We start from the raw sequence: 23,124 nt of genomic DNA, 5'->3' as shown, positions 1-23,124 counted from the left end.
CGGGAGAGGGAGAAGGACAATGAGGACATTTGCAGGCTTGAGCGTATTGGCAGCGCTGGCCCTTTCGGGCTGCGCCGCGGCCTACACCCAGCCGGAAACGGTCGGGGCTGCTCCGGCGGCAACGGCTCCGGCGGCGCAAGTGGAGGAAGGGCCGGTCACCTTCTCCATGCCCGAGGGGGGGATCGACCTGGAAGGCGCAGCAGTGCTGGCGTGGGACGACGCAACCCGTGCTGCAAATTTCCGCCGAATGGAAGATTTCTTCCCCGGCTATGAAATCGCCCCCGCAGGCAATCCCCGCGTACTACCCGAAGGTGCAGCGCTGCCCGCGAATACCGCCGCCGCCATCGACGCCTACATGGCACGCGGCGACATCGCCGGGGTCATGGTCCTGCAGGACGGCAAGGTCCGGTACGAGAAATACGGCATGGGTTTCGCACCGGACGAGCGCTGGACCAGCTTTTCCGTTGCGAAAAGCCTGACATCGACCCTGCTGGGTGCGGCGGTGAAGGACGGGCATGTCGCGTCTATGGATGATGCGGTTTCCAAATATATTCCGGAACTTGTCGGCAGCGCTTACGACGATATCACGGTCGAGCAGCTGGCGACGATGACGTCGGGCGTGAAGTGGAACGAGAGCTACACCGATCCCGAAAGCGACGTCGCACGGATGTTCGACACCCAGCCCGGTCCCGGCGAAGACCAGGTCGTCGAATATATGAAAACCCTCCCGCGGGAAGCGCCGGCTGGGAAGAAATGGGTCTACAAGACCGGCGAGACGAACCTGATCGGCGTCCTGGTGGAGAACGCGACCGGCATGAAGCTGGCCGAATATGCCAAGGATAACCTTGTCGATCCCGCAGGCCTGGAAGGGTCGCTGTTCTGGCAGATCGACCTGTCGGGCCGGAATATCGGGGGCTGCTGCCTGTCCATGCGGCTCGCCGACTATGCGCGGATCGGGCAGTTCGCGCTCGAAGGCGGTGATGGGGTCGTGCCCGATGGCTGGTTCGAGGCTGCCGGCGGCGCACAGGTCGATTTCGGGGAGGCGATGGGAATGCCCGGCTTCGGCTACGGCTACCAGTGGTGGACCTATCCCGGCGGCAATTTCGGGGCGCAGGGCATCTTCGGGCAATCCGTCACGATCATGCCGTCACAGGACCTCGTCGTCGCGATCCTGAGCAATTGGCCAAAGGCCAGCGACCGCGCGCAGTCGATGGAACGGCTCGGCCTGCTCGCAGCTATTGCCGCGGGCGCCGGTACGGCGGACTGAGCAGGGGAGGGGGCCGCGCTGCCGGTCCCTTCGCCAGCCGAATATCAGTCGGTGCGGAACATCGACTGGTGGCCGTGGCGGGCCATGAGGTCGTCATGCACGATCGGGCTGAGCAGATCGGTGAAGGCGCAACCGACGATGGAACTGTCCCACCAGACTACCTTCGCCATGCGGGATTCCAGGCCGGGCAGGGTCAGCCAGCAGACCTGGCCTTCATACATGCGGTTGACTGCCGCAGCGCTGAAGCCGCTGATCGACAGGTCGTGGACCACTGTCTGGAAGGCGCGGCTGCCGCTTGCCCGCAGCTTGCCGGGAAGCGTGATCTTCGTGCGCGGGGCGCAGCGATCTTCCTGCGACGCGATTTCGTAGCTGTCTGGCGTATGCAGCATGGGTGCTGCCTCCTGTCATGCGAATTGCAACCGGCCGCAAAGGACCGGTCCCGAAACCTCATGACGGGCTGTCGCGCAGGCGCGCTTACTCGCCGGTAAGCATTATTCCCTAAGCGGAATTAACCCTCTCGCGGTGGCCTGTGGCGAAATCCTCACCCAGCAAGGCGATGATCCTGTCCGCGACGGCTTCCGGCGGCTTCACCGTCGACGGGTCTTCCCCGGGATAGGCTTTCTCCCGCATCGCCGTGCGGGTTGCGCCCGGATCGATGATGGCGACGCGGATATGTCCAATCTTTTCAACTTCCTGCGCGTAGGAGCTCAGGATGTTGTCGAACGCGGCCTTGCTGGCGCCATAAGCGCTCCAGTAGGCACGGGGACTGTCGCCGACGCTGCTGGTCAGGCCGACCACCACGGCGTCCTTCGAACGTTTCAGCATGGCGTCGAAATTCGCCAGCAAGGCCTGCGTCGCCATGACATTGACAGTCATGGCCTGGCCGAACTGCTTGGCGTCGATCTGCGTAACCGGCGTCAGATGAGGCAGGTAAGCACCTGAAATAACGAGGTAGTCGAGAGCGTCCCACCGGCCGCGAATAGCTGCAGCGAGGCGGGCGACGCCATCGGGTTCGGTCAGGTCGACAGGTGCGATGGTGGAGCTTCCACCGGCGGCATGAATCGCATCCTCGACATTTTCGAGCGCCTTGACGTCGCGGGCGGTCAGGATGACGTGAACGCCTTGGGCCGCCAGCGCTTTCGCAATGGCCGCGCCGATGCCGCGCGATGCGCCCGTGACGACGGCCAGCTTGCCGGGGTTTTCCGTATCCTGTGACATTCAGGCGACCTTGTTGACGGGGAAGGGGAGCTGCGCGGAATCGTCCGATTTTCCGGCAAGATCCGTCAGCGGCGTGGGATAGTCGCCGGTGAAGCAGGCGTCGCAGAATTGCGGACAGCCGGTATTGCGCGGTTCCTGACCGACAGCTTTGTAGAGACCGTCGATCGAAATGAAGGCGAGGCTGTCCGCCTTGATGAAGTCGCGCATCGGCGCGACGTCCATCTGCGCTGCCAGCAATTTGGAGCGTTCGGGCGTATCGACGCCATAATAGCAGCTATGGGCCGTGGGCGGGCTGGCGACGCGGAAATGGATCTCCTTCGCACCGGCATCGCGCATCATCTCGACGATCTTCAGGCTGGTCGTGCCGCGCACGATGGAATCGTCGATCAGCACGATCCGCTTGCCTTCCACGAGGCCGCGATTGGCATTGTGCTTGCGTTTCACCCCGGAATGCCGGGCGGTGTCGGAAGGCTGGATGAAGGTGCGGCCGACATAATGGCTGCGGATGATGCCCAGTTCGAATGGCAGGCCCGATTGCTGAGCGTAGCCGATGGCGGCCGGAACACCGCTGTCGGGCACGGGCACGACGAGGTCGGCCTCGCACGGGTTCTCGATGGCGAGCTGGGCGCCGATGGCCTTGCGCGCCTCGTAGACGCTGCGCCCGTCGAAGATCGAATCGGGACGGCTGAAATAGACATGTTCGAAGATGCAGGGCCGCGAGCGGTTCTCTCCGAACGGACGGAAGCTGGTGACATTGCCGTCGAAATCGACCTCGATCATCTCGCCCGGTTCGACCTGCCGCTCGAATTCCGCGCCTACGACATCGAAAGCCACCGTTTCGGAGGCGAACACCACGGCATCGCCCATGCGCCCCATCTGAAGGGGCCGGATGCCGAGCGGGTCGCGGCAGGCGATCATGCCCTGCGGCGTCATGACGATCAGCGCATAGGCGCCTTCGACCAGCCGCAAGGCATCGACCAGGCGATCGCGCAGGGTGGGATAGCGGCTGGTCGCGACCAGGTGGATGATGACTTCGGTGTCGGAGGTGGACTGGAAAATCGCGCCCTTCTGGACCAGTTCGGCGCGCAGCGTTCCGGCATTGGAGATATTGCCGTTATGGGCCACCGCGAACCCGCCGCTGGCGAGATCGGCGTAGAGCGGCTGCACATTGCGCAGGCCGCCCGAACCCGTCGTCGAATACCGCACGTGACCGGCGGCCATCGACCCGGGCAGTTCTGCAATCGCTTCGGGCGCGGAGAAGTTTTCCGCCACATGGCCCAGACCGCGGCGCGCGGTGAAGGTCGTGCCGTCGAAACTGACGATGCCGACCGCCTCCTGCCCGCGGTGCTGGAGGGCGTGAAGGCCCAGCGCCGTGGCGGCAGAGGCGTCCGTCGCGTTGATCGCGCCGAACACGCCGCATTCCTCGCGCAGCTTGTCGCCGTGCTCGTCGTAAAAGGGATGTGAGATTTTCATAAGATCGCCGCGCTCGCTGCCCCGCTCGATGGGCCACGCAATGGCGATGTTGCAGACCTATTACAAGGCCAGCGTGGTTCTCCGGGCGATATCTCCGGTGGACGGTCCGGGCCGATTTGGCGCTCTTTCATTGCCTAGACAGGTCGAGCTACCTAAGGCCGCATCCCAACAGGCACCATAGACGGCACTTCCCATTGTTTCTGAGCCAATTCGAAAGAACGATTGCGCGGCGTTACCTCCTCCCCGGCAAGGGTGAGGCGTTTATTGCGCTGGTGGCCGGCATCAGCGTCGGCGTGGTCATGCTGTCGGTCGCGATGCTGGTGATCGTGATGAGCGTGATGAACGGCTTCCGGGCGGAACTGCTCGACAAGATCGTCGGGCTGAACGGCCACGCCATCGTGCAGGCCTATGGCGGGCGGCTCGACAACTGGGAAGACGTGCTGGAGGAAATCCGCGAGACCCCCGGCGTGACGAGCGCATCGCCCCTGATCGAGCAGCCCCTGCTTGTCACCTATGAAGGCCGGGTGGAGGCTGCGCTGGTGCGCGGCAACACGCAGGAAGACATTGCAGCGCTGGGCGAGAAGACGGTTATCGGCGACATGGGCCGCGTGCAGCCCGATGCCGGCACGGTCGCCATCGGTGCGCGCATGGCGGAAAATATTGGCGCGCGGGTCGGCGACACGGTGACCATCATCAACCCACAGGGCCGCTCCACCCCGTTCGGGACCGTGCCGCGGCAGGTCGGATACGAGGTCGGCGCGATCTTCGAAGTGGGTCTGTATGACTACGACCAGTCGTTCATCGTGATGCCGATCCCCGATGCGCAGACCCTGCTGCTGACGGGCGAGACGATCGGCATGATCGAGGTGACGACGGAAGACGCGGACCGCGTCGGCGAGATCATGGCGCCGGTCGAGCAAAGCCTGCGCGGCCGCGCGATCGTGTCGGACTGGAAGACCATCAATTCAACGATCTTCGAGGCGTTGCAGGTGGAGCGTGTGGCCATGTTCTTCGCGCTCAGCTTCATGGTGCTGGTGGCGGCGTTCAACATCCTGTCTAGCCTTGTCATGCTGGTGCGCGCGAAAACCCGCGACATCGCGATCATGCGCACGATGGGCGCGACCCGGAAGAGCCTGCTGAAGATCTTCGTCACGACCGGTTTCACCATCGGGGCCATCGGGACGGTGGCGGGCCTTGTCCTGGGCTTCCTGGTGCTGTTCTTCCGCCAGCCGATCGTGAAGGTGATCGAGGTGGTGACGGGGCAGAACCTGTGGGACCCGTCCATCCGGTTCCTGACGACCCTGCCGGCAAAGACCGATCCGTGGGAAATCGTGGGGATCGTGACGCTGGCCCTGGTCCTCAGCTTCCTGGCGACGCTCTATCCCGCGCTCAAGGCGTCCTCGACCGATCCCGTGCAGGTGCTGCGCTATGAATAAGCCTTTCCAGCAAGCCGGCCCGGTGGTCGAACTGCGCGGCCTGACCCGCAGTTTCGAACAGGGCGGCGTCAGGATCGATGTCCTGCGCGGCGTCGACATGGCCATCCGTCCGGGCGAGATCGTGGCGCTGCTGGGCCCTTCTGGCTCCGGCAAATCGACGCTGCTGCAGGCGGTCGGCCTGCTCGAAGGCGGCTTTGGCGGCGAAATCATGATTGCGGGTCAGGCGGCGGAGAAATCGGACAGCGCGGCGCGCACCGAACTGCGGCGTAACCATCTGGGCTTCGTCTACCAGTTCCACCATCTGCTGCCCGATTTCAACGCGCTGGAAAACGTGGTGCTGCCGCAGCTGGTGGCGGGCGTCGACAAGCCGGTTGCACAGGCCCGGGCCGAGGAATTGCTGACCGCTCTCGGCCTTGCGGAGCGTCTGGACCACCGGCCCAGCCAGCTTTCCGGCGGAGAGCAGCAGCGGGTTGCCGTGGCACGCGGTCTGGCTAACCGGCCCGAACTGGTGCTGGCGGACGAGCCGACGGGCAATCTGGACGAACACACGTCGGACCGGGTGCTCGACCAGTTCCTGTCGCTGGTCCGGGGCGAGGGCAGCGCAGCCCTGATCGCGACGCATAACGAACGGCTGGCGGCGAAGATGGACCGCGTGGTGCGGCTGCACGAGGGATTGCTCGAATAAACGGGGCGGCGTGCGGAAACCCCGGCGGCTAACCTGCGTTGCACGACCAAAGGAGATTTCAAGAATGAGCGACCATCCCAGTACGTATGAGGGCTTCCCGACCGGCACAAACGCGATCAACTGGGAAGATCGCGCCGCCCTGCATCGCAAGAACGACGGTGACGGCCTGCTCGACGGTTCGAAATCGCTGCGCAATGGCACGTTTGCGGACATGATCCGTCACATGATGCTCCTTCCAGAAGAGGAACGGCGCGACTACGTGATCGAGAAATCCGGCGACCGCGAATTTACTGCCGAAGAGGCAACGGCTCTCGCCCGGCATCCGGATTTCCCGCGCGCAGACTGACGCCCGTGAGCGGACCGGAAAGTCCGTGCCGGCTGCCCCGATCACGGGCGATATTGCTGCCATCAGCATTGGACCAGATATGACGACGATCGCAGATTTTACCGTTCGCACGAACAGGGGCGAAGAGCTCGATCTCGTCTCCAAGAAAGGCAAGGTCCTGCTGGTCGTGAACACCGCCAGCAAATGCGGCTTCACGCCGCAATATGAAGGGCTCGAGAAGCTTCAGGAAACCTATGGCGACCAGGGGTTCGAGGTGCTTGCCTTCCCCTGCAACCAGTTCGGCGCACAGGAACCCGGCGATGCCGAGGAAATCGCCAATTTTTGCCAGTTGAATTACGACACCAGCTTCCCGCTGATGGCGAAGATCGATGTCAACGGGCCCGATGCCTCTCCACTGTTCGACTGGATGAAGGGGGAAGCGAAGGGCCTTATGGGTTCGAAAGCGGTCAAATGGAACTTCACGAAGTTCCTCGTCGACCGCGATGGCAATGTCGTGCGCCGTTTCGCCCCGCAGGACGCACCCAAATCGCTCGCCCGCCATATCGAGAAACTGCTGTAACCGCAGAAGCGCCAGCGGCGAAAAGGCAGGCGTCATGCTTGAAACGATCAATCAGTGGTTCCTGTCGCTCGGCGCGGAATACGGGGTGAATCCCTACATCTTCGGCGCCATCTATGTCGGTGCGATACCGTTTTTCCTGCTCAGCATCGGCTGGCTCGTCCGGCGCGCAAAGGCTGGCCGGTCGACGGTCCTGCCCACGCTCAGCGCCGGGTTCTTCTTCGTCTCCGCCTATCTTTACCTCGCCATTGCCGGACGCAATATCCCGGTCTGGGTATGGATCTTCCTCGCCGCGCTGATCCTCTACGGCGCATGGTCGAGCATCCGCGACACGCGCAAGAAGATCGCCGCGGCGAAGGCGCAGGGCGATGGGTCCGCGTCTTCTTAAATTTCCGCCTCGCCGCGAAGCTGTCGACAGGTCTGGTGACAGGCGGGCAAGGCCGCTTGCGGGCAGCGCGCGAAGGCCTACCTTGGTACCATGGCCTATGCCCCCTTCGTCCCCTTGCGCGTCCTGTCCAGCTATTCGATGCTGGAGGGGGCGATCGATCCCAAGCATATCGCGCAACTGGCGAAAGAGCGCGGTTTCCCGGCCATCGCCATATGTGATCGCAACGGTCTTTACGGCAGCGTCGCTTTTGCAAAGGCCTGTTTCGACGAAGGCATCCAGCCCATTGTCGGCACGCTGCTGGGCGTTGCGCGGGGCGAGGCGTTCGGGCCGGACCCTGCAATCGACCACCTGCCGCTCTATGCGCAGGACGAAACGGGGTGGGACAATCTGTGCCATCTCGTCAGCCGGGCCCATCTGGAACGGCCGCTGGAGCTGGAGCCACATGTCTCGATTGCGGACCTTGAAGGCCATACCGACGGCCTGATCGCGCTGACCGGGGCGAGCGAAGGCGGGCTGACGCGGCTATTGGCCGCCGGGCAGGGCGCCCATGCGGAAGGCTATGCCCGGAAGCTGGAGGAGCTGTTCCCGCAGCGGCTCTACGTCGAGATTGCGCGGCGGAACAACGCGATCGAAACGGCAGCGGAGGAGGCGTTGATCGCGCTCGCATACGAGCGGGACCTGCCGCTGGTCGCAAGCAATCCGGCCAATTTCGCCGACCCCGATTTCCACCAGGCGCACGATGCGATGCTGTGCATCGCCAGCAGTCACAAGATGTTCGAGGAAGAACGCCCGCGCACCGACCGGCAGGCCTTCGTCAAGTCGGCGCCGATGATGCACGAGAATTTCGAGGACCTGCCCGAAGCGCTGGACAACACCCTGACCATCGCGCGCAGATGCGCCTTTGCGCCGCCCAGCCGAGCGCCGATCCTGCCCAGCCTCGCCGGCGATCTGGAAGGCGAGGAGCGGATGCTGGCCGAGGAATCGCGCAAGGGGCTGGATGCGCGGCTGGCGTCCTATGGCGAAATGTCGGCCGAGGAGCGGCGCATCTATGACGAGCGTCTCGATTACGAGATCGGCATCATCAACAAGATGGGCTTTCCCGGCTACTTCCTGATCGTTGCCGATTTCATCCAGTGGGCTAAGGACAACAGCATCCCGGTCGGGCCGGGCCGCGGTTCGGGTGCGGGCAGCATCGTCGCCTGGGCGCTGACCATCACCGATCTCGATCCCATCCGGCTCGGCCTGCTGTTCGAGCGTTTCCTGAACCCGGAACGCGTGTCGATGCCCGACTTCGACATCGATTTCTGCGAAACGCGGCGCGGCGAGGTCATCCGCTACGTGCAGGCGAAATATGGCAGCGACCGCGTCGCGCAGATCATCACCTTCGGCAAGATGAAGGCGCGCGCCGTGCTGCGCGATGTCGGGCGTATCCTCGACTTCGGCTACGGCCGTACCGACCGCCTGTGCAAGATGGTGCCCAACCATCCGACCGATCCGTGGACGCTGGAGCGCGCGATCAACGGCAGTTCGGAGTTCCGTGCCGAATACCACAACGACAACGATACCAAGGCGCTGATCGACCTCGCCCGGCAGCTGGAAGGCCTGCCGCGCAACAGTTCGACCCACGCCGCCGGTGTCGTCATCGGCGACCGCCCGCTGGATCAGCTGGTGCCGCTCTACCGCGATCCGCGTTCGGACATGCCGGTCACGCAGTTCGACATGAAGCACGTGGAATCGAGCGGGCTGGTCAAGTTCGACTTCCTCGGCCTCAAGACCCTGTCCGTGTTGCAAAAGGCTGTCGACCTGCTGGCGAAGCGCGAGATCGATGTCGATCTGGGCGCGCTGAAATGGGACGACCCGGCCGTCTTCCAGCTGCTGAAGCAGGGTAACACCGTCGGCGTGTTCCAGCTGGAATCGGAAGGCATGCGCCGCACGCTGACCGCGGTGAAGCCGACCAAGTTCGAAGACATCATCGCGCTCGTCTCGCTCTATCGCCCCGGCCCGATGGACAACATCCCGCTGTTCGGGAAACGGAAAGCGGGCGAGGTGGCGATCGAATACCCTCACGCCAAGCTGGAGGGCATTCTCGAGGAAACCTACGGCATCTTCGTCTACCAGGAACAGGTCATGCAGGCCGCGCAGATCCTGGCCGGATATTCGCTGGGCGATGCCGACCTCCTGCGCCGCGCGATGGGCAAGAAGGTGCAGGCCGAAATGGACGCGCAGCGCCAGCGCTTCGTCGATGGCTGCCGCGAGACTTCCGGGATCGAGGCAGGCAAGGCGAACGAGCTGTTCGACTTGATCGACAAGTTCGCAGGCTACGGCTTCAACAAGTCGCACGCTGCCGCCTACGCGTTGCTCGCCTACCAGACGGCGTGGCTGAAGGCGCATTATCCGGAGGAATTCTACGCCGCGTCGATGTGCTTCGACATGCACCAGTCGGAAAAGCTGGCGCTCTTCGTCGACGATGCGCGGCGCTACCCGGGCAAGGATGGCGGCGTCACGGTCGCCCCGCCGGACATCAACGCCTCTGAAGCGCAATTCACGGTCGAGCGCACGGACGAAGGCTATGCCGTGCGCTATGCCCTCGCAGGCATCCGCAATGTCGGTGAAAAGGCGATGAAGGCGATCGTGGCGGAGCGCGAGGCGAACGGCACGTTCGAAAGCCTGGCCGACCTGTTCGACCGCCTGCCGCAGGGTTCGATGAATTCACGCCAGCTCGAAGGGCTGATCGCTGCGGGCGCGCTCGACACGCTGGAGCCGAACAGGGCGAAGCTGGCGGCCAATGCGGACCTGCTGCTGGCCACTGCCGATGCTGCCATGCGTGAACGCGACAGCGGACAGGAAGCGCTGTTCGGCGGCGACATGGCGCAGACCGATACGCTGCGATTGAAGGACGCCGAGCCATGGTCCCGTGCCGACCAGATGGCGAAGGAACGCGAGAATTTCGGCTTTTATTTCGCCGAACACCCCGTCAGCGCCTATCGCGAGGTTGCCAGCGCCAACGGGGCGCGGACCTACGCATCGCTGATGGAGGGCGGGGCGCCCGAAGGCGGCCGGGCCAAGGCGGTGATGGCAGCGATGGTGGAGGCGGTGAATGTCGGCAAGACCCGCCGCGGGGCCGATTTCATCCGGGCCGATTTCTCCGATACGACCGGCCAGTTCAGCGCAGCCTGTTTCGAGGAAGGGCTCGTCGAAAGCTTCCGCCAGTGGGCGAAGGACGGCACCTGCATCCTGCTGACCGTCGAACTCGACAGTCCATCGCCCGACGAACCGCCCCGCGTGACCGTGCGCGGCGCGCGCCCGCTGGACGGGGTGGTCAATACTCAGCGGATGCTGCTCACCCTGGAAGTCGCGACGGAAGCGGCCCTGGCGGAACTGGCTGCCTGTCTCGTCCCCGGGCAGCCGGGGCATGGGGAGGTGCAGGTGCGGCTGGAGGCCGGCAATGCCCGTCCGCTCCTAACCCTCGGCAACGATTTCAAGCTGGGCGGCGAACTGGCCGACCGGCTGGGGCAGGTAGAGGGCCTTTCCGCGATCAAGCTGGTGCCCAAATCGGGCCCCCGCCTACACCGCGCCGCGTAACAAAAGCGCCGCTTTAGCCTGCGGCCCGCGATTTTTCCTTGCGACGGCGCGCCCCTTTGCGCACTCCTGTTGCAAACAGAAACCCCTGGAGAGGAGAGCCGCCGATGTTGGGAGCGATGCAGGACTGGACCATGCGCGTGACGCATGTGATCGACCATGCCGCACGGGAGAGCGGGACGCGCGAAATCGTCACGCGCTGGGCCGATGGCAGCGAGACACGGACCGATTGGGCGGGCATCCGCACCGACGCGCTGAAGATGGCGCAGGCGCTGGAAGCCCTGGGCCTGAAGCCGGGTGACAAGGTCGCCAGCCTCGCCATGAACCACTCGCGCCATCTCGTCAGTTGGTACGGCGTCGCCGGAATGGGCGGGGTCCTGCACACCGTGAACCCGCGCCTGTTCGAGGACCAGCTGGAATACATCGTCAATCACGCCGAGGACAAGGTGATGCTCTACGATGCGGCCTTCCAGCCCATCGTCGACATGATGCGGGACAAATGGACGACCGTTGAGCATTACATCTGCTTCGACCCCGGATCGGGGTCCGGGGCAAGCTCCGGCGACCAGTCGCAGAGCTTCGAGGACTGGATCGGCGCGCAGGACGGCAATTACGAGTGGGCCGGGGGCGGTGAAACCGACCCTTGCATGATCTGCTACACCAGCGGCACGACCGGCAATCCAAAGGGCGTGCAATACGAACACCGCAGCACGGTGCTGCACGCAATGGCCGGCCTGCAACCGGCGGCCTTCAACTTCAGCGCGTCCAGCGTGATGCTGCCCGTCGTGCCGATGTTCCATGCGGCAAGCTGGGGGCTGCCCTATGCCGGCGCGATGGCGGGCATCAAGTTCGTGTTCTCCGCCGTGAACGATCCGGCGGTGCTGGACGAATTGATGAAGCGCGAAGGCGTGACCGACAGCGCGGGCGTGCCGACGGTCTGGCTCGCGCACTTCCAGTATTGCGACAAGGAAGGCGTGGACCTGCCGAAACTGAAGGCGGCGACGATCGGCGGCTCGGCCGCGCCCAAGTTCATGATCGAGCGGCTGATGAAGAACGGCACCCGCGTCCAGCACGCCTGGGGCATGACGGAGACCAGCCCCATCGGCACCGTGGGTGGGCCGACGCATGATTGGGACCAGCTCAGTTTCGAACAACAGGTCGAGAAGACCGCGATGCAGGGCCGCCCCATCTTCGGCGTGGAATTGCGCACCGTCGATCTCGACGACTTCACGAAGGTCCTGCCGCGCGATGGCGAGACCAGCGGCGCCTTGCAGATCCGCGGGCCGTGGGTGGTGAAGCGCTATTTCAAGGCGGACGAGGACGCGGTGACGGCAGATGGCTGGTTCGACACCGGCGATGTCGGCATCCTGCATCCCGACGGCACGCTGCAGCTGACCGACCGGACGAAGGACGTCATCAAGTCGGGCGGCGAATGGATCAGCTCGGTCGAGCTGGAAAACGCAGCCGTGGGCCATCCCGCCGTGGCAGAGGCGGCCTGCATCGGTATGGCGCATCCCAAATGGGACGAGCGCCCTGTGCTGTTCGTGGTCAGGAAGGAAGGCGAGGACTGCACGGCGGAAAGCGTGGTTAATTTCCTGTCCGACAAGATCGCCAAGTGGTGGCTGCCCGACGCGGTCGAATTCGTCGATGACATCCCCCACACCGCGACGGGCAAGATCAGCAAGAAGGACCTGCGCGACCGGTTCGCCGATTACACTTTGGAGGCGTGACCATGGCCGAGCGTTACATCGATCCCTCGCCGGCGAATTTCCAGGCGTTCAAGGACCTGCCGCGCGATGAGCCGATCCACATGCTCAACCTGCTGCAATACCGCGAGCAGGCGGAATATCCGGAAGGGCACGAACACCACGGCAATGGTTGGACCGGCCGCCGCGCCTACGAGGAATACGGCAAGACCAGCGGCCCGATCTTCCGCCGCGTCGGCGGGACGATCGTCTGGCGCGGCGCGTTCCAGACGGTCGTGACCGGGCCGGAAGCGATGCACTGGCACGACGGCTTTGTGGCGCAGTACCCGAATGCGGGTGCGTTCTTCGAGATGATCAAGGATGCAGACTATCAGAAGGCGGTGGTGAACCGGACGGCGGCGCTGGAGGACAGCCGGTTAGTGCGGTTCAAGCCGGGCGAGGGCGGGGACGGGTTTTCTTGATTCGCCTCGGAATATTTGGATTAGTGTTGCTTGCCGCTTGCTCTTCTCAAAGTGACGAGGAACGTGCAGCAAGATCGACGAATGATCAGACGTTCGAGGGGATCGCGATACTGGGTGCCTTCGAAGGTCAAGAATTCTTAATTTGCGAGCGTGGCGTATATGAAAATTGCCACGAATCTGCCGAAACGCGGTGCGACTTGAGAACGACCGGCAAGGCGTCTTTGGTCTTTAGCGATTTTCTCGAAGAGCGTAATTTGCAAGCGGAAGGGAGGGCCTCAATCCGTATGCGAGGGAAAGGGACCTATCAGACTGGAGGCATTTTTGGTCATTTGGGGGTCAATAACTGCCGCGTCGATTTTTTTGAGATAACGGCGATCGAAATGACCCGTGACCCCTTTGGCCCTCCTCCGCCTCCCTAAAACAACCGCATTTGCCCACCTACCTCCGGTCGGCGAAACTGCGTACAGTCCAGCGCGAATTTCGCCTTGTCGATACCCGCTCGCTTGCAGGCGAGGCGGAACCTTGCGCGAAACAAATCCGCCCATACGCCTGTCGGTTTCAGGCGGCTGAAGAAGCTTGGGTCGTTGTCCTTGCCGTCACGGATGGAGCGGACGATGCTCATCACCTTGTCGCCGCGTTCGGGGTAGTGGACGCTGAGCCATTCGCGGAAGAGCGGGGCGACTTCGTGCGGCAGGCGGAGCGGTATCCAGCCGACGCTGTCGACGCCGAGCGCGGCGGCTCTAGCGACGATTTCCTCCATGAACTCGTCGGTGATGGCCGGGATGACGGGCGCTACCGAGCAATGGGTCGGCACGCCCGCCTCGGCCAGTTTCCCCAGCGCCGCCAGCCGTTTGGCGGGCGAGGCTGCGCGCGGTTCGAGCTTGCCCGACAGCTTCGGGTCGAGGCTCGTCACGGAAATTGCCACCGCCACCAGCCGCCGCTTGGCCATCGCCCGCAGCAAATCGAGATCGTCCAGCACCCGGTCCGACTTGGTCGTGATCGTCACCGGATGGCGCGCATCGAGGCACACTTTCAGCACGGCGCGGGTGATGCGGTAATCGCGCTCGATCGGCTGGTACGGATCGGTGTTCGTCCCCATGGCGATCGGGCGCGGGCGGTATTTCGGGCGGCTGAGCGTTTCGCGCAGCAACTTCGCCGCATCCGGCTTGGCGAACAGCTGCGTCTCGAAATCCAGCCCCGGCGACAGGTCGTGATAGGCATGGGTCGGCCTGGCAAAGCAATAGACGCAGCCATGCTCGCACCCGCGATAGGCGTTGATTGAACGGTCGAAGAAGATGTCGGGCGACTGGTTGAACGACAGGATCGACTTGGGCCGCTCTTGCGTGACATGCGTGCGGATTTTCGGCGGCGTCCCGTCGAGCAGCCCGACATGGTCGCGCCAGTCGCCGTCCGCTTCGCGAGTCGCTAGCCCGAACCGCGTCGGAACCGCAGAAGACTGCGCTCCTCGGCCGTGACGGGCAGGTTCCTTCCTTTGCTCCATGGGCGGAACATAGAAAGAACATCGCTTGTAGGAAAGGGCCTAGCGCTCCCGCAGGCGCGGCATCACGTCGACGAAATTGCAGGGCCGGTTGCGGCTGTCTAGCTGTTCGGCGAGGATCATGTCCCAGCCATCCTTCACCGCGCCGTTCGATCCGGGCAGCGCGAAGATGTACGTTCCCCGCGCCACGACAGCGCAGGCACGGCTCTGGATCGTGCTGGTCCCGATCTTTTCATAGCTGAGCCAGCGGAACAGTTCGCCGAAGCCTGGAATGTCGCGTGTCTTCACCTGCGCGAGCGCTTCGGGCGTGACATCGCGTCCGGTGAGGCCGGTTCCGCCGGTGGTGATGACCGCATCGATCTGTTCGCTGTCGATCCAGCGGTGGAGATGGGCGGTGATTTCCTCCGCATTGTCCCGGCTGATCTCGCGCGTGACGAGTTCATGGCCCGCTGCCTCTATCCGGTTTGCCAGGATGTTTCCCGAACTGTCGTCGGCTGCCGTGCGCGTGTCGGACACGGTCAGCAGGGCGATCCTTACGGGTTTGAACTCCTGGGCCGGATCGATGGCCATCAGTTGCGCCGCTCGCTCGCCTCGCCGAGCGCGAAGCTTGTGGAGGTCGCCGGGAAGGCAGGCCACTGGCCTTGCGCCAGCGCCGTTCGGGTCGGCGAACGCGTGCCGGCCTGCCGTTCGTACATCCAGTAATTGCGCATCACTATGGAAACGTATCCGCGCGTTTCCCAATAGGGGATCGATTCCATGTAGAGCAGGGGGTCGTCCTGGTCGCGAACTTCGCTGTTCCAGCGCCCGATGGGGGAAAGCCCGGCATTGTAGGCGGCCATGATCTTGGGCAGCTTGCCCTGCGTGGCGCCGCTGTCGCGCAGCATTTGCAGGTGGCTCTGCCCGAAGGCGAGGTTGATTTCCGGGTTCGACAGGTCACGCGCATCGCCGCGCACGCCGATCTTCGCCGCATGGTCCCGTGCTGCAGCAGGCATGATCTGCATCAGCCCACGCGCCCCGGCGGGGCTGACGACCGCCGCACGGAAGTTCGATTCCTGCAAGGTGTGGGCATAGGCGAGGGCCGGGTCGACCTTCCATCCGTCGACCGGCTGCCAGCGCGGCGTCGGGAACCGAAGGGCAGGTTCGCGCTGCGCGCCCGAGGGGGCGTTGTGCGCCATCCAGAGCTGCGTCGCCGGCAGTCCCATTTCACGCGCAAGACGCGACAGGGACTGGTATTGCGCAGGATCGCCGATACGGGCCTGGTGGCGCAGCACCTCGTCGGCGAGGTCATCGCGGCCGATTTCTGCCAGGGCAACCGCGGTCCGGACATTGGAGACGGAGCGCAAGGACTGCCAGTCGTCGCTGCCAAGGTCTGGCGTCGTTCCGGCATCGGGCAGGGCCTGTCCCAGCGCCTCGCGTGCAAGCATGCCGTAAAGCGTTTCGTCCATCAGCGCCGCGCCGCGAAGCTGTTCGGCAGCCGCTTCGGGCTGGCGGCAGCGGACGAGCGCGCGCGAGGCCCAGTAATGGGCGGCGGCGGCCAGTTCGACATTGACCGCGCCGGCAGCGGAGCTGCGGAACGCATTGGCCGCGCTCTGGCAATCGCCCAGGCGCCATGCGGCGAGCCCTTGCACCCAGTCACCTTCTGCGACCCAAGCGCCCGTCCCCTCGGCGACGGTCCGGGCCATCGCCATGGCGGCGGGATCGTTGTTCTCGATATAGTAGCTCCACGCGACACGCTGGCGCCATTCTGCGCGCGCGGCGGTGGAAAGCGATGCGTCGATACCGTCCAGGATCTGGCGCGCACCGTCGGGATCGTCGTTCTTGATCCGGTCCAGGATAGCGGAGCGGACGCTGCCGGGCATCGTACCGTCCTCGACCGAACGGGGGCGCAAACGCTTGGACGCGTAGGGCTGGCTGACGAAACCCTGCTCACGCGGGAGATAGGGCGCGGACATCATGCCGCGTTTCAGGCCGAGGGCGCCGATGCGTTCAGCGTGGGGCAGGTCGATGCCCGTTGCCAGCCATGATTGCAGCGCGGGCAGTTCGATACGCGGGCTGTTCGCGTGAAGGTAATATTCGGCCCTTGCGACATCGTGCAGCGGACCTTCGCCGCGCTGTGCCAGCAGGTTTTCCACCTCGCCCCAGCTTTCGCGGTCGATCGCCTGGAAGACGGAGCGGTAATATTGCTGTTCCGCATCGCTCAGCAATTGGGGCAGGTTGTTCGACACGCTCTTGGCGCGGAAATATTCGGCGCTGGTATTGGCCGCGGCGGGCATCGCGGTCGTGGCAGCGCACGCGGCTGCAAGGCCGAGGGCGAGAGAGTGGATTGGGTTGCGGCGAGCAGTCATCGATTGTCCGTCCATTCGAGCCATTGTTGCCAGAACCGCTTCCGCTGTCCGGCACTTCTCAGGAGGGAGCCGAGTTCGGGAGCAGCCATTAACGGCACGCTGGTCCCTCCATGGTTAAAAATACGTAAATCGGCAGGGTCTTGCGCCGATTCGTGCGCGATGAGCGGCAGGATGCGGCGACCGAAGATCAGGATGCGCTCCGGCGCGGCCAGTGCGAGGTGGTGGCGGGCGATCTCGCCATGACCCGCAGCGCGCAGATCGTCCCAGTCCGGCTGGATGACAGGCGCGGGCAGGACGGAGGCGATGTAGCAGTCGCTGTCCCCAAGGCCCATGGCCCGCAGGATGGCGGAGAGCAGGACACCGCGCGGCCCCTGGAGCAGGGTATCCGTGTCGCCTTGTTCCGGCTGCGGTACGAGCACGCACAGCCTTGCTCCGGCATCGCCGCGCGGCATGACCGGGGCCAGCACCGCGCCGGACAAGGATTTCTTTTCCTGTCCCCACCATTCGCGGAAATCGGCAAGACCGGTCGGCAATCCGCCGTCTGGCCGGGCAACCGGGGCAGCCTGTGCAACCGTGATCCGGTCCCCGCCGACGAGCTTCCTGGGCGGCGGCGGCTTTTTACGGACCACCCGCTTTTCCGTTACGTCAGGAGCGGGTTTTGCCGTGTCCGCGTCGAGCCAGCCGCGGCTTTCGTCCAGCGTATCGACCGTGACGCCGGCCAGCTTCCACCAGTCCAGCACGGCCTGTGCCTGGGCAAGCGCATCGAGGCGTTCCTGGGGGGTGGAGGATGTTACCATGGCCGTTCGCAGGTCTTGACCTCAAGCAGTCCGGCAATCAAGGGTTTGTGCCAGAAAGCGCGCATGGGGAACACGGCTGTGCAGCGCACGTAGAGAAGGAAGATTTGAGCGATGAGCGGCGAGACTATCGAACGGGAATCCATGCCTTGCGACGTCGTGATTGTCGGCGGGGGCGTTGCCGGCCTCGCAGCGGCGATCCGGCTGAAGCAGATCAATGAGGAACTGGAAGTCGTCGTCCTTGAAAAAGGGTCGGAAATCGGCGCGCACATCCTGTCGGGCGCGGTCGTCGATCCCAAGGCGCTGGACGAGCTGCTGCCGGAATGGCGCGACATGGATTGCCCGCTGGCCGAAACGCCGGTGACCGAGAATTTGCACTGGGTCCTGCGCAAGAACGGCAAGTGGGACATGCCGCACATGATGCTGCCGCCCTTCATGTCGAACGACGGCAATTACACCTGTTCGCTGGGCAACCTGTCGCGGTGGATGGGCGAGCAGGCAGAGGCGCTGGGCGTCATGGTCTTCCCCGGCTTCCCCGCCAGCGAACCGATCTATGACGAGAACGGCGCGGTCACCGGTGTCCTGACGCAGGACATGGGCATTGCCGAAGACGGATCGCACAAGGGCGATTTCCAGCCGGGCATGGAAATCCTCGCGAAATACACGCTCTTCGCCGAAGGTGTGCGCGGCAATTTGACCAAGAAGCTGAAGAAGAAATACGATCTCGAAGCCGATTGCCAGCCGCAGGTCTACGGCCTCGGTATCAAGGAATTGTGGGACATCGACCCGGCCAAGCACGAGCCGGGCAAGGTCATCCACACGCAGGGCTGGCCGCTGACCGAAAGCGACAGCTGGGGCGGCGGGTTCCTCTACCACCAGGCGAACGGGCAGGTTGCGCTCGGCTTCGTGACGGCCCTCGATTATTCGAACCCCTACGTATCGCCCTACCAGGAATTCCAGCGCTGGAAGACGCATCCCGACATTCGCGCCTTCCTCGAAGGCGGCAAGCGCGTGGCTTACGGCGCGCGTGCCATCAACGAGGGCGGCTGGCAGAGCGTGCCCAAGCTGGCCTTCCCCGGCGGCGCGCTGATCGGCTGTGCAGCAGGCTTCGTCAACGTGCCGCGCATCAAGGGCAGCCACACCGCCATGAAGAGCGGTATGCTGGCAGCGGAAAGCATCGCTGCGGCGATTGCGGCCGGCCATGAGCATACCGAGCTGATGGAATACGACGCCGCGGTTCGCGAAAGCTGGATCGCCAAGGAACTGAAACTGGTCCAGAACGCGCAGCCCGCCGTCAGCAAGTTCGGCGGCGACATCGGCACGGTCATCGCCGGGGCCGACATGTGGATGCGCTATCTCAAGATCGGACTGCCGATCGCGATGAAGCACAAGCCGGATCACGAGCACCTGCACCGTGCCGACCTGCACCAGCCCATCATCTATCCCAAGCCCGATGGCGAGCTGACCTTCGACCGGCTCACCTCGGTCAGCTTCAGCTACACCAATCATGCGGAGGACCAGCCGGTCCACCTGAAGGTGTGCGACCGCGAATTGCAGCGGGAAAGCGAGCTGGGCGTCTATGCCGGCCCTTCCACGCGCTATTGCCCGGCGGGAGTGTACGAGTGGCTGATCGAGGAGGGGCAGGAGCCCAAGTTCCAGATCAACTCGCAGAACTGCGTCCACTGCAAGACCTGCGATATCAAGGATCCCAACCAGAACATCGAGTGGACGACGCCGGAAGGCGGGGGCGGTCCGAACTATCCCAACATGTGATTGGCTGCGAACCCGGGGGTCTTCGGTGTCCGTGACCGAGACAGCCTATGCCAAGATCAACCTGGCGCTGCATGTGCGGCGGCGGCGCGATGACGGCTATCACGAGCTGGAGACCCTGTTCGCCTTCGTCGATGCAGGCGACGTGTTGACCGCCCGTCCTGCAGGGCAGGACACGCTGACCCAGCACGGCGAATTCGCCAACGCGATGGGCGCGCCTTTCGGCAACCTGGCGATGAGGGCGCTGTTGTCGCTTCCGCGGCCTGCCGGGATCGCGATCGCGCTGGAGAAGAACCTGCCGGTCGCTGCCGGGCTGGGTGGGGGCAGCGCCGATGCTGGCGCGGTGTTTCGCATCGTGCGCGATATGCACGGCCTGCCCGGCGACTGGGAACGGAGAGCCGCGAAACTCGGCGCGGACGTGCCCGCCTGCGTTCTGAGCCGGACATGCATCGGGCGCGGTACCGGTACCGATTTAGAACAGGTGGACAGCGACATCACCGGATGCGCGGCGCTGCTCGTCAATCCACGCATCGAACTAACCACCGCTCCCGTCTTCGCCGCATGGGACGGGAAGGATCGCGGAGCCATGCCGGAAGGGTCCGTCAGGCAGATCGCGCTTGCAGGGCGCAACGACCTCGAAGCACCGGCGACGGGTCTTTGCGCTGTTATTTCGGACGTCCTGTCGGCCTTGCAGGAAACCGACCCGATGCTTGCCAGGATGTCGGGTTCGGGTGCGACGTGTTTTGCGCTATACGGCTCGGCCGAAGCGCGCGACATGGCGCAAGAGGACATAGCCAATCGCCATCCCGGATGGTGGACACTGTCAGGAAATCTCAGATGATCGACGATCTTCCCTATCGCCAGGTCGGCGAACCGGTTCCCGGGCGCATCGTATGCGTGGCCGACCATGCGTCGAACTTCGTCCCGGCCGACGTGCCGCTGGGCATTCCGGCGGAACTGCTGGACACCCATATCGCGGTCGATCTGGGCGTGGAGGGCGTAGCCGACCGGCTTGCGCGTCGCCATGCCATTCCAGCGCATATCGCCACGGTCAGCCGCCTCGTCTGCGACTTGCACCGGCGCGAGGACGAGGAAGCGGTGGTTCCCTTCAGCAGCGACGGGCACACCATTCCCGGCAACATCGGTGCCGATGTAAAAAAGCGTCTGGAACGGTTTTACCGGCCTTATCACGATGCGATGGCGGAATGGCTCGATGCGGCGCGCCCCGAACTGATTGTCGCACTGCACAGCTTCACCCCCGCGCTCGAAACCAGCGACGAGGAGCGGCCATGGGAAGTGGCCTTGCTTTACAACCAGGACGATACCGCCGCCCTTCAGGCTATCCGCCTGTTCGAGGAGGAAGGACTGACGGTAGGCAACAACCAGCCTTATTCCGGCAAGCAGCTGAACGCCACGATGGACCGCCATGCAGAGGCGCATGGCCGGCCCTATCTCACCATCGAGATACGGCAGGACCTTCTCGCAACAGAGGCGGGGCAGGCACGCTGGGCGGCACTGGTCGCGGATATCGCCAACCGGACCGCGCTGGCGCTGAAGGGCGGGTAGGGTCGCGTTTGCTTTGCCCCAAGCTTTCCTGCGCTTGACCGCCTGCGCCAGCCGCGCAAGGACGGGCGCGACACAAGGAAAGCGCGATGACTGCCAAATTCGATAAAGCCAACCTGCCCAGCCGCCATGTCTCCGTGGGGCCGGAGCGTGCGCCGCACCGGTCCTATTACTACGCGATGGGCTTGACCGAGGAAGAGATCGCGCGTCCCTTCGTGGGCGTGGCGAGTGCGGGGAACGACAGCGCGCCGTGCAACACGACGCTGGATGCGCAGGCCGATGTCTGCCGCACTGGCGTGGAACAGGGCGGCGGGATGCCGCGGCGTTTCAACACGATCACCGTGACGGACGGTATCGCGATGGGTCACCAGGGCATGAAAAGCTCGTTGGTCAGCCGCGAGGTCATCGCCGACTCGGTCGAGCTTTCGGTGCGTGGACATTGCTACGACGCGCTGGTCGGCTTTGCCGGATGCGACAAGAGCCTGCCCGGCATGATGATGTCCATGCTGCGCCTGAACGTGCCCAGCATCTTCGTCTATGGCGGCTCGATCCTGCCCGGCACCTATCGCGGGGAAGACGTGACGGTTGTCGACGTGTTCGAAGCGGTCGGCCAGCACGCCGCAGGCAATTGTCCGCTCAAGGACCTGACAGCGCTGGAGAAAGTCGCTTGCCCCGGCCACGGTGCCTGCGGCGGCCAGTTCACGGCGAACACCATGGCCTGTGTGGGGGAGGCGATCGGTCTGTCGCTCCCGAACAGCAACATGGCCCCGGCACCCAACCGCTCGCGCGAAGAGGTCGCCATCGCGGCGGGGCGTCAGGTCATGACCCTGCTGGAGAAAAACCTGCGCCCGCGTGACATCTGCACCCGTGCTGCATTCGAAAATGCCGCCCGCGTGGTGGCTGCCACCGGCGGATCGACCAATGCCGCGCTCCACCTTCCGGCCATGGCGAACGAGGCAGGAATCGATTTCGACCTCTTCGACGTCGCGGAAATGTTCAAGTCGACACCCTATATCGCCGACCTGAAGCCGGGCGGAAAATACGTCGCCAAGGACATGCATGAGGCGGGCGGTGTCTACATGGCGATGAAGACCCTGCTCGATGGCGGGTTCCTAGACCCCGAACCGATGACCGTGACGGGCAAGACCCTGGGCGAGAACATCGACGAAATCACGTGGAACCCCGATCAGAAGGTGTTCTACGACGTAAAGAACCCGATCACGCCCACGGGCGGCGTCGTGGGCCTCAAGGGTTCGCTCGCCCCCGAAGGCGCCATCGTCAAAGTGGCGGGCATGGGGCGGCTGGAGTTCACCGGCCCCGCACAGGTTTTCGAATGCGAGGAAGACGCTTTCGCAGCGGTCGAGGCGCGCCGGATCAACGAGGGCAGCGTTGTCGTCATCCGCAACGAAGGGCCCAAAGGCGGCCCGGGGATGCGCGAAATGCTGTCCACCACCGCCGCGCTGTACGGACAAGGCATGGGCGAGAAGGTCGCGCTCATCACCGATGGCCGTTTCTCGGGCGCGACCCGTGGTTTCTGCATCGGTCATGTCGGCCCCGAAGCGGCCGAGGGCGGCCCTATCGGGCTGGTCCGGGACGGCGACATGATAGCCATCGATGCGGTGAAGGGCACGATCGACCTGCTGGTCGACGAAGCGGACCTTGCCGACCGGCGCAAGGACTGGAAGCCGCATGGCAACGATTACGGGTCCGGCGCACTCTGGCGGTTCGCACGAAATGTCGGCCCCGCCTACAAGGGCGCGGTGACCCATCCGGGCGGAGCGGCCGAAAGCCACGTCTATGCGGACATCTAGCGCGGCAGCACCTCTTTCCTTCGCTGCCCTGCTGGCGGCATGCGGAGGTGATGCGTCAGCGCCGGCGCCCGATCCGGCCGCGCGGGAAGATGCGGAGGTCGTGCCATGCGCCATTGGCGCAGGCAGTGAATTCGCCGCCGATTGCCCGGTCGAGCGCATTGCGATCGATGGCGAGGTTGTCCTCGTCGTCCACCACCCGGGCGGAGGATTTCGCCGCTTCGCACTGGC

At 64.4% G+C, this 23,124-nt stretch carries 22 protein-coding genes; 14 read left to right on the top strand and 8 right to left on the bottom strand.

The genetic code is table 11. The features are described from left to right. The first annotated feature begins 19 nt into the window (after nt 1–19). On the top strand, nt 20–1,267 hold the full coding sequence (locus tag PF049_09890) for a serine hydrolase (GenBank protein ID WBY15907.1): 1,248 nt from the start codon (nt 20–22) through the stop codon (nt 1,265–1,267). A 44-nt stretch (nt 1,268–1,311) separates the two neighbouring features. Here the strand turns inward: PF049_09890 and PF049_09885 are convergent, their stop codons facing one another. From PF049_09885 to purF, 3 genes are all read right to left on the bottom strand, one after another. Continuing rightward, on the bottom strand, nt 1,312–1,656 hold the full coding sequence (locus PF049_09885) for a PilZ domain-containing protein (protein WBY15906.1): 345 nt from the start codon (nt 1,654–1,656) through the stop codon (nt 1,312–1,314). 109 nt (nt 1,657–1,765) lie between these two features. After that, complete coding sequence (locus tag PF049_09880; protein WBY15905.1) at nt 1,766–2,485, bottom strand: SDR family NAD(P)-dependent oxidoreductase; 720 nt, start codon at nt 2,483–2,485, stop codon at nt 1,766–1,768. Further along, the gene (gene purF / locus PF049_09875) at nt 2,486–3,958 is read right to left on the bottom strand and encodes an amidophosphoribosyltransferase (protein WBY15904.1); all 1,473 of its coding nucleotides are present in this window, start codon (nt 3,956–3,958) and stop codon (nt 2,486–2,488) included. It abuts the gene before it with no gap. A gap of 194 nt (nt 3,959–4,152) precedes the next feature. Here purF and PF049_09870 point away from each other — a divergent pair, with 194 nt between their 5' ends. From PF049_09870 to PF049_09830, 9 genes are all read left to right on the top strand, one after another. Next, nucleotides 4,153–5,394: a lipoprotein-releasing ABC transporter permease subunit gene (locus PF049_09870; protein ID WBY15903.1), complete on the top strand. Its 1,242-nt coding sequence runs from the start codon at nt 4,153–4,155 to the stop codon at nt 5,392–5,394. Next, a complete protein-coding gene (locus PF049_09865) occupies nt 5,387–6,079 on the top strand; it encodes an ABC transporter ATP-binding protein (GenBank protein ID WBY15902.1) in 693 nt (230 codons plus the stop codon). Before PF049_09870 ends, PF049_09865 begins: the two co-directional genes overlap by 8 nt. A gap of 64 nt (nt 6,080–6,143) precedes the next feature. Continuing rightward, nucleotides 6,144–6,425, top strand: a complete 282-nt coding sequence (locus tag PF049_09860) for a hypothetical protein (protein WBY15901.1) — start codon at nt 6,144–6,146, stop codon at nt 6,423–6,425. A gap of 79 nt (nt 6,426–6,504) precedes the next feature. Next, nucleotides 6,505–6,984 carry a glutathione peroxidase gene (locus PF049_09855; protein ID WBY15900.1) on the top strand — a complete coding sequence of 160 codons (480 nt, stop codon included), beginning with the start codon at nt 6,505–6,507 and terminating at the stop codon, nt 6,982–6,984. A gap of 34 nt (nt 6,985–7,018) precedes the next feature. Then, on the top strand, nt 7,019–7,369 hold the full coding sequence (locus tag PF049_09850) for a hypothetical protein (GenBank protein ID WBY15899.1): 351 nt from the start codon (nt 7,019–7,021) through the stop codon (nt 7,367–7,369). Nucleotides 7,370–7,459: 90 nt separating this feature from the next. Continuing rightward, a complete protein-coding gene (gene dnaE, locus PF049_09845) occupies nt 7,460–10,951 on the top strand; it encodes a DNA polymerase III subunit alpha (protein WBY15898.1) in 3,492 nt (1,163 codons plus the stop codon). Nucleotides 10,952–11,055: 104 nt separating this feature from the next. Further along, nucleotides 11,056–12,678 carry a long-chain fatty acid--CoA ligase gene (locus PF049_09840; protein ID WBY15897.1) on the top strand — a complete coding sequence of 541 codons (1,623 nt, stop codon included), beginning with the start codon at nt 11,056–11,058 and terminating at the stop codon, nt 12,676–12,678. A 2-nt stretch (nt 12,679–12,680) separates the two neighbouring features. Then, complete coding sequence (locus PF049_09835; protein ID WBY15896.1) at nt 12,681–13,115, top strand: DUF1330 domain-containing protein; 435 nt, start codon at nt 12,681–12,683, stop codon at nt 13,113–13,115. Next, nucleotides 13,112–13,534: a hypothetical protein gene (locus tag PF049_09830; GenBank protein ID WBY15895.1), complete on the top strand. Its 423-nt coding sequence runs from the start codon at nt 13,112–13,114 to the stop codon at nt 13,532–13,534. The genes PF049_09835 and PF049_09830 overlap by 4 nt, the downstream gene beginning before the upstream one ends. Here PF049_09830 and PF049_09825 read toward each other — a convergent pair. From PF049_09825 to PF049_09810, 4 genes are read right to left on the bottom strand one after another with little or no spacing between them, the layout of a single operon-like run. Beyond that, nucleotides 13,531–14,616, bottom strand: coding sequence for a PA0069 family radical SAM protein (locus PF049_09825; protein WBY15894.1), 1,086 nt, complete (start codon nt 14,614–14,616; stop codon nt 13,531–13,533). The genes PF049_09830 and PF049_09825 overlap by 4 nt on opposite strands. Before the next feature lie 39 nt (nt 14,617–14,655). Next, complete coding sequence (moaB, locus tag PF049_09820) at nt 14,656–15,183, bottom strand: molybdenum cofactor biosynthesis protein B (protein WBY15893.1); 528 nt, start codon at nt 15,181–15,183, stop codon at nt 14,656–14,658. Continuing rightward, on the bottom strand, nt 15,183–16,958 hold the full coding sequence (locus PF049_09815) for a lytic transglycosylase domain-containing protein (protein ID WBY15892.1): 1,776 nt from the start codon (nt 16,956–16,958) through the stop codon (nt 15,183–15,185). The genes moaB and PF049_09815 overlap by 1 nt, the downstream gene beginning before the upstream one ends. Further along, the gene (locus PF049_09810) at nt 16,955–17,755 is read right to left on the bottom strand and encodes a hypothetical protein (protein ID WBY15891.1); all 801 of its coding nucleotides are present in this window, start codon (nt 17,753–17,755) and stop codon (nt 16,955–16,957) included. The genes PF049_09815 and PF049_09810 overlap by 4 nt, the downstream gene beginning before the upstream one ends. Nucleotides 17,756–17,866: 111 nt before the next feature. Here PF049_09810 and PF049_09805 point away from each other — a divergent pair, with 111 nt between their 5' ends. The 4 genes from PF049_09805 (at nt 17,867) to ilvD (ending at nt 22,896) form a co-directional block, all read left to right on the top strand. Further along, the gene (locus PF049_09805; GenBank protein WBY15890.1) at nt 17,867–19,525 is read left to right on the top strand and encodes an electron transfer flavoprotein-ubiquinone oxidoreductase; all 1,659 of its coding nucleotides are present in this window, start codon (nt 17,867–17,869) and stop codon (nt 19,523–19,525) included. A 25-nt stretch (nt 19,526–19,550) separates the two neighbouring features. Next, the gene (locus tag PF049_09800; GenBank protein ID WBY15889.1) at nt 19,551–20,363 is read left to right on the top strand and encodes a 4-(cytidine 5'-diphospho)-2-C-methyl-D-erythritol kinase; all 813 of its coding nucleotides are present in this window, start codon (nt 19,551–19,553) and stop codon (nt 20,361–20,363) included. Next, nucleotides 20,360–21,088: an N-formylglutamate amidohydrolase gene (locus PF049_09795; GenBank protein ID WBY15888.1), complete on the top strand. Its 729-nt coding sequence runs from the start codon at nt 20,360–20,362 to the stop codon at nt 21,086–21,088. Before PF049_09800 ends, PF049_09795 begins: the two co-directional genes overlap by 4 nt. 86 nt (nt 21,089–21,174) lie before the next feature. Further along, nucleotides 21,175–22,896: a dihydroxy-acid dehydratase gene (ilvD, locus tag PF049_09790; GenBank protein WBY15887.1), complete on the top strand. Its 1,722-nt coding sequence runs from the start codon at nt 21,175–21,177 to the stop codon at nt 22,894–22,896. Between the two features lie 55 nt (nt 22,897–22,951). On the opposite strand, the gene PF049_09785 is transcribed toward ilvD, so the two are convergent. Next, a complete protein-coding gene (locus PF049_09785) occupies nt 22,952–23,089 on the bottom strand; it encodes a hypothetical protein (GenBank protein ID WBY15886.1) in 138 nt (45 codons plus the stop codon). Nucleotides 23,090–23,124 lie beyond the last annotated feature (35 nt).

The organism is Erythrobacteraceae bacterium WH01K (assembly GCA_027941995.1).
Taxonomy (GTDB): domain Bacteria; phylum Pseudomonadota; class Alphaproteobacteria; order Sphingomonadales; family Sphingomonadaceae; genus CAJXSN01.
Note: the sequence above shows the minus strand (reverse complement) of the source record. Positions and strands in the feature narration are given on the sequence as shown.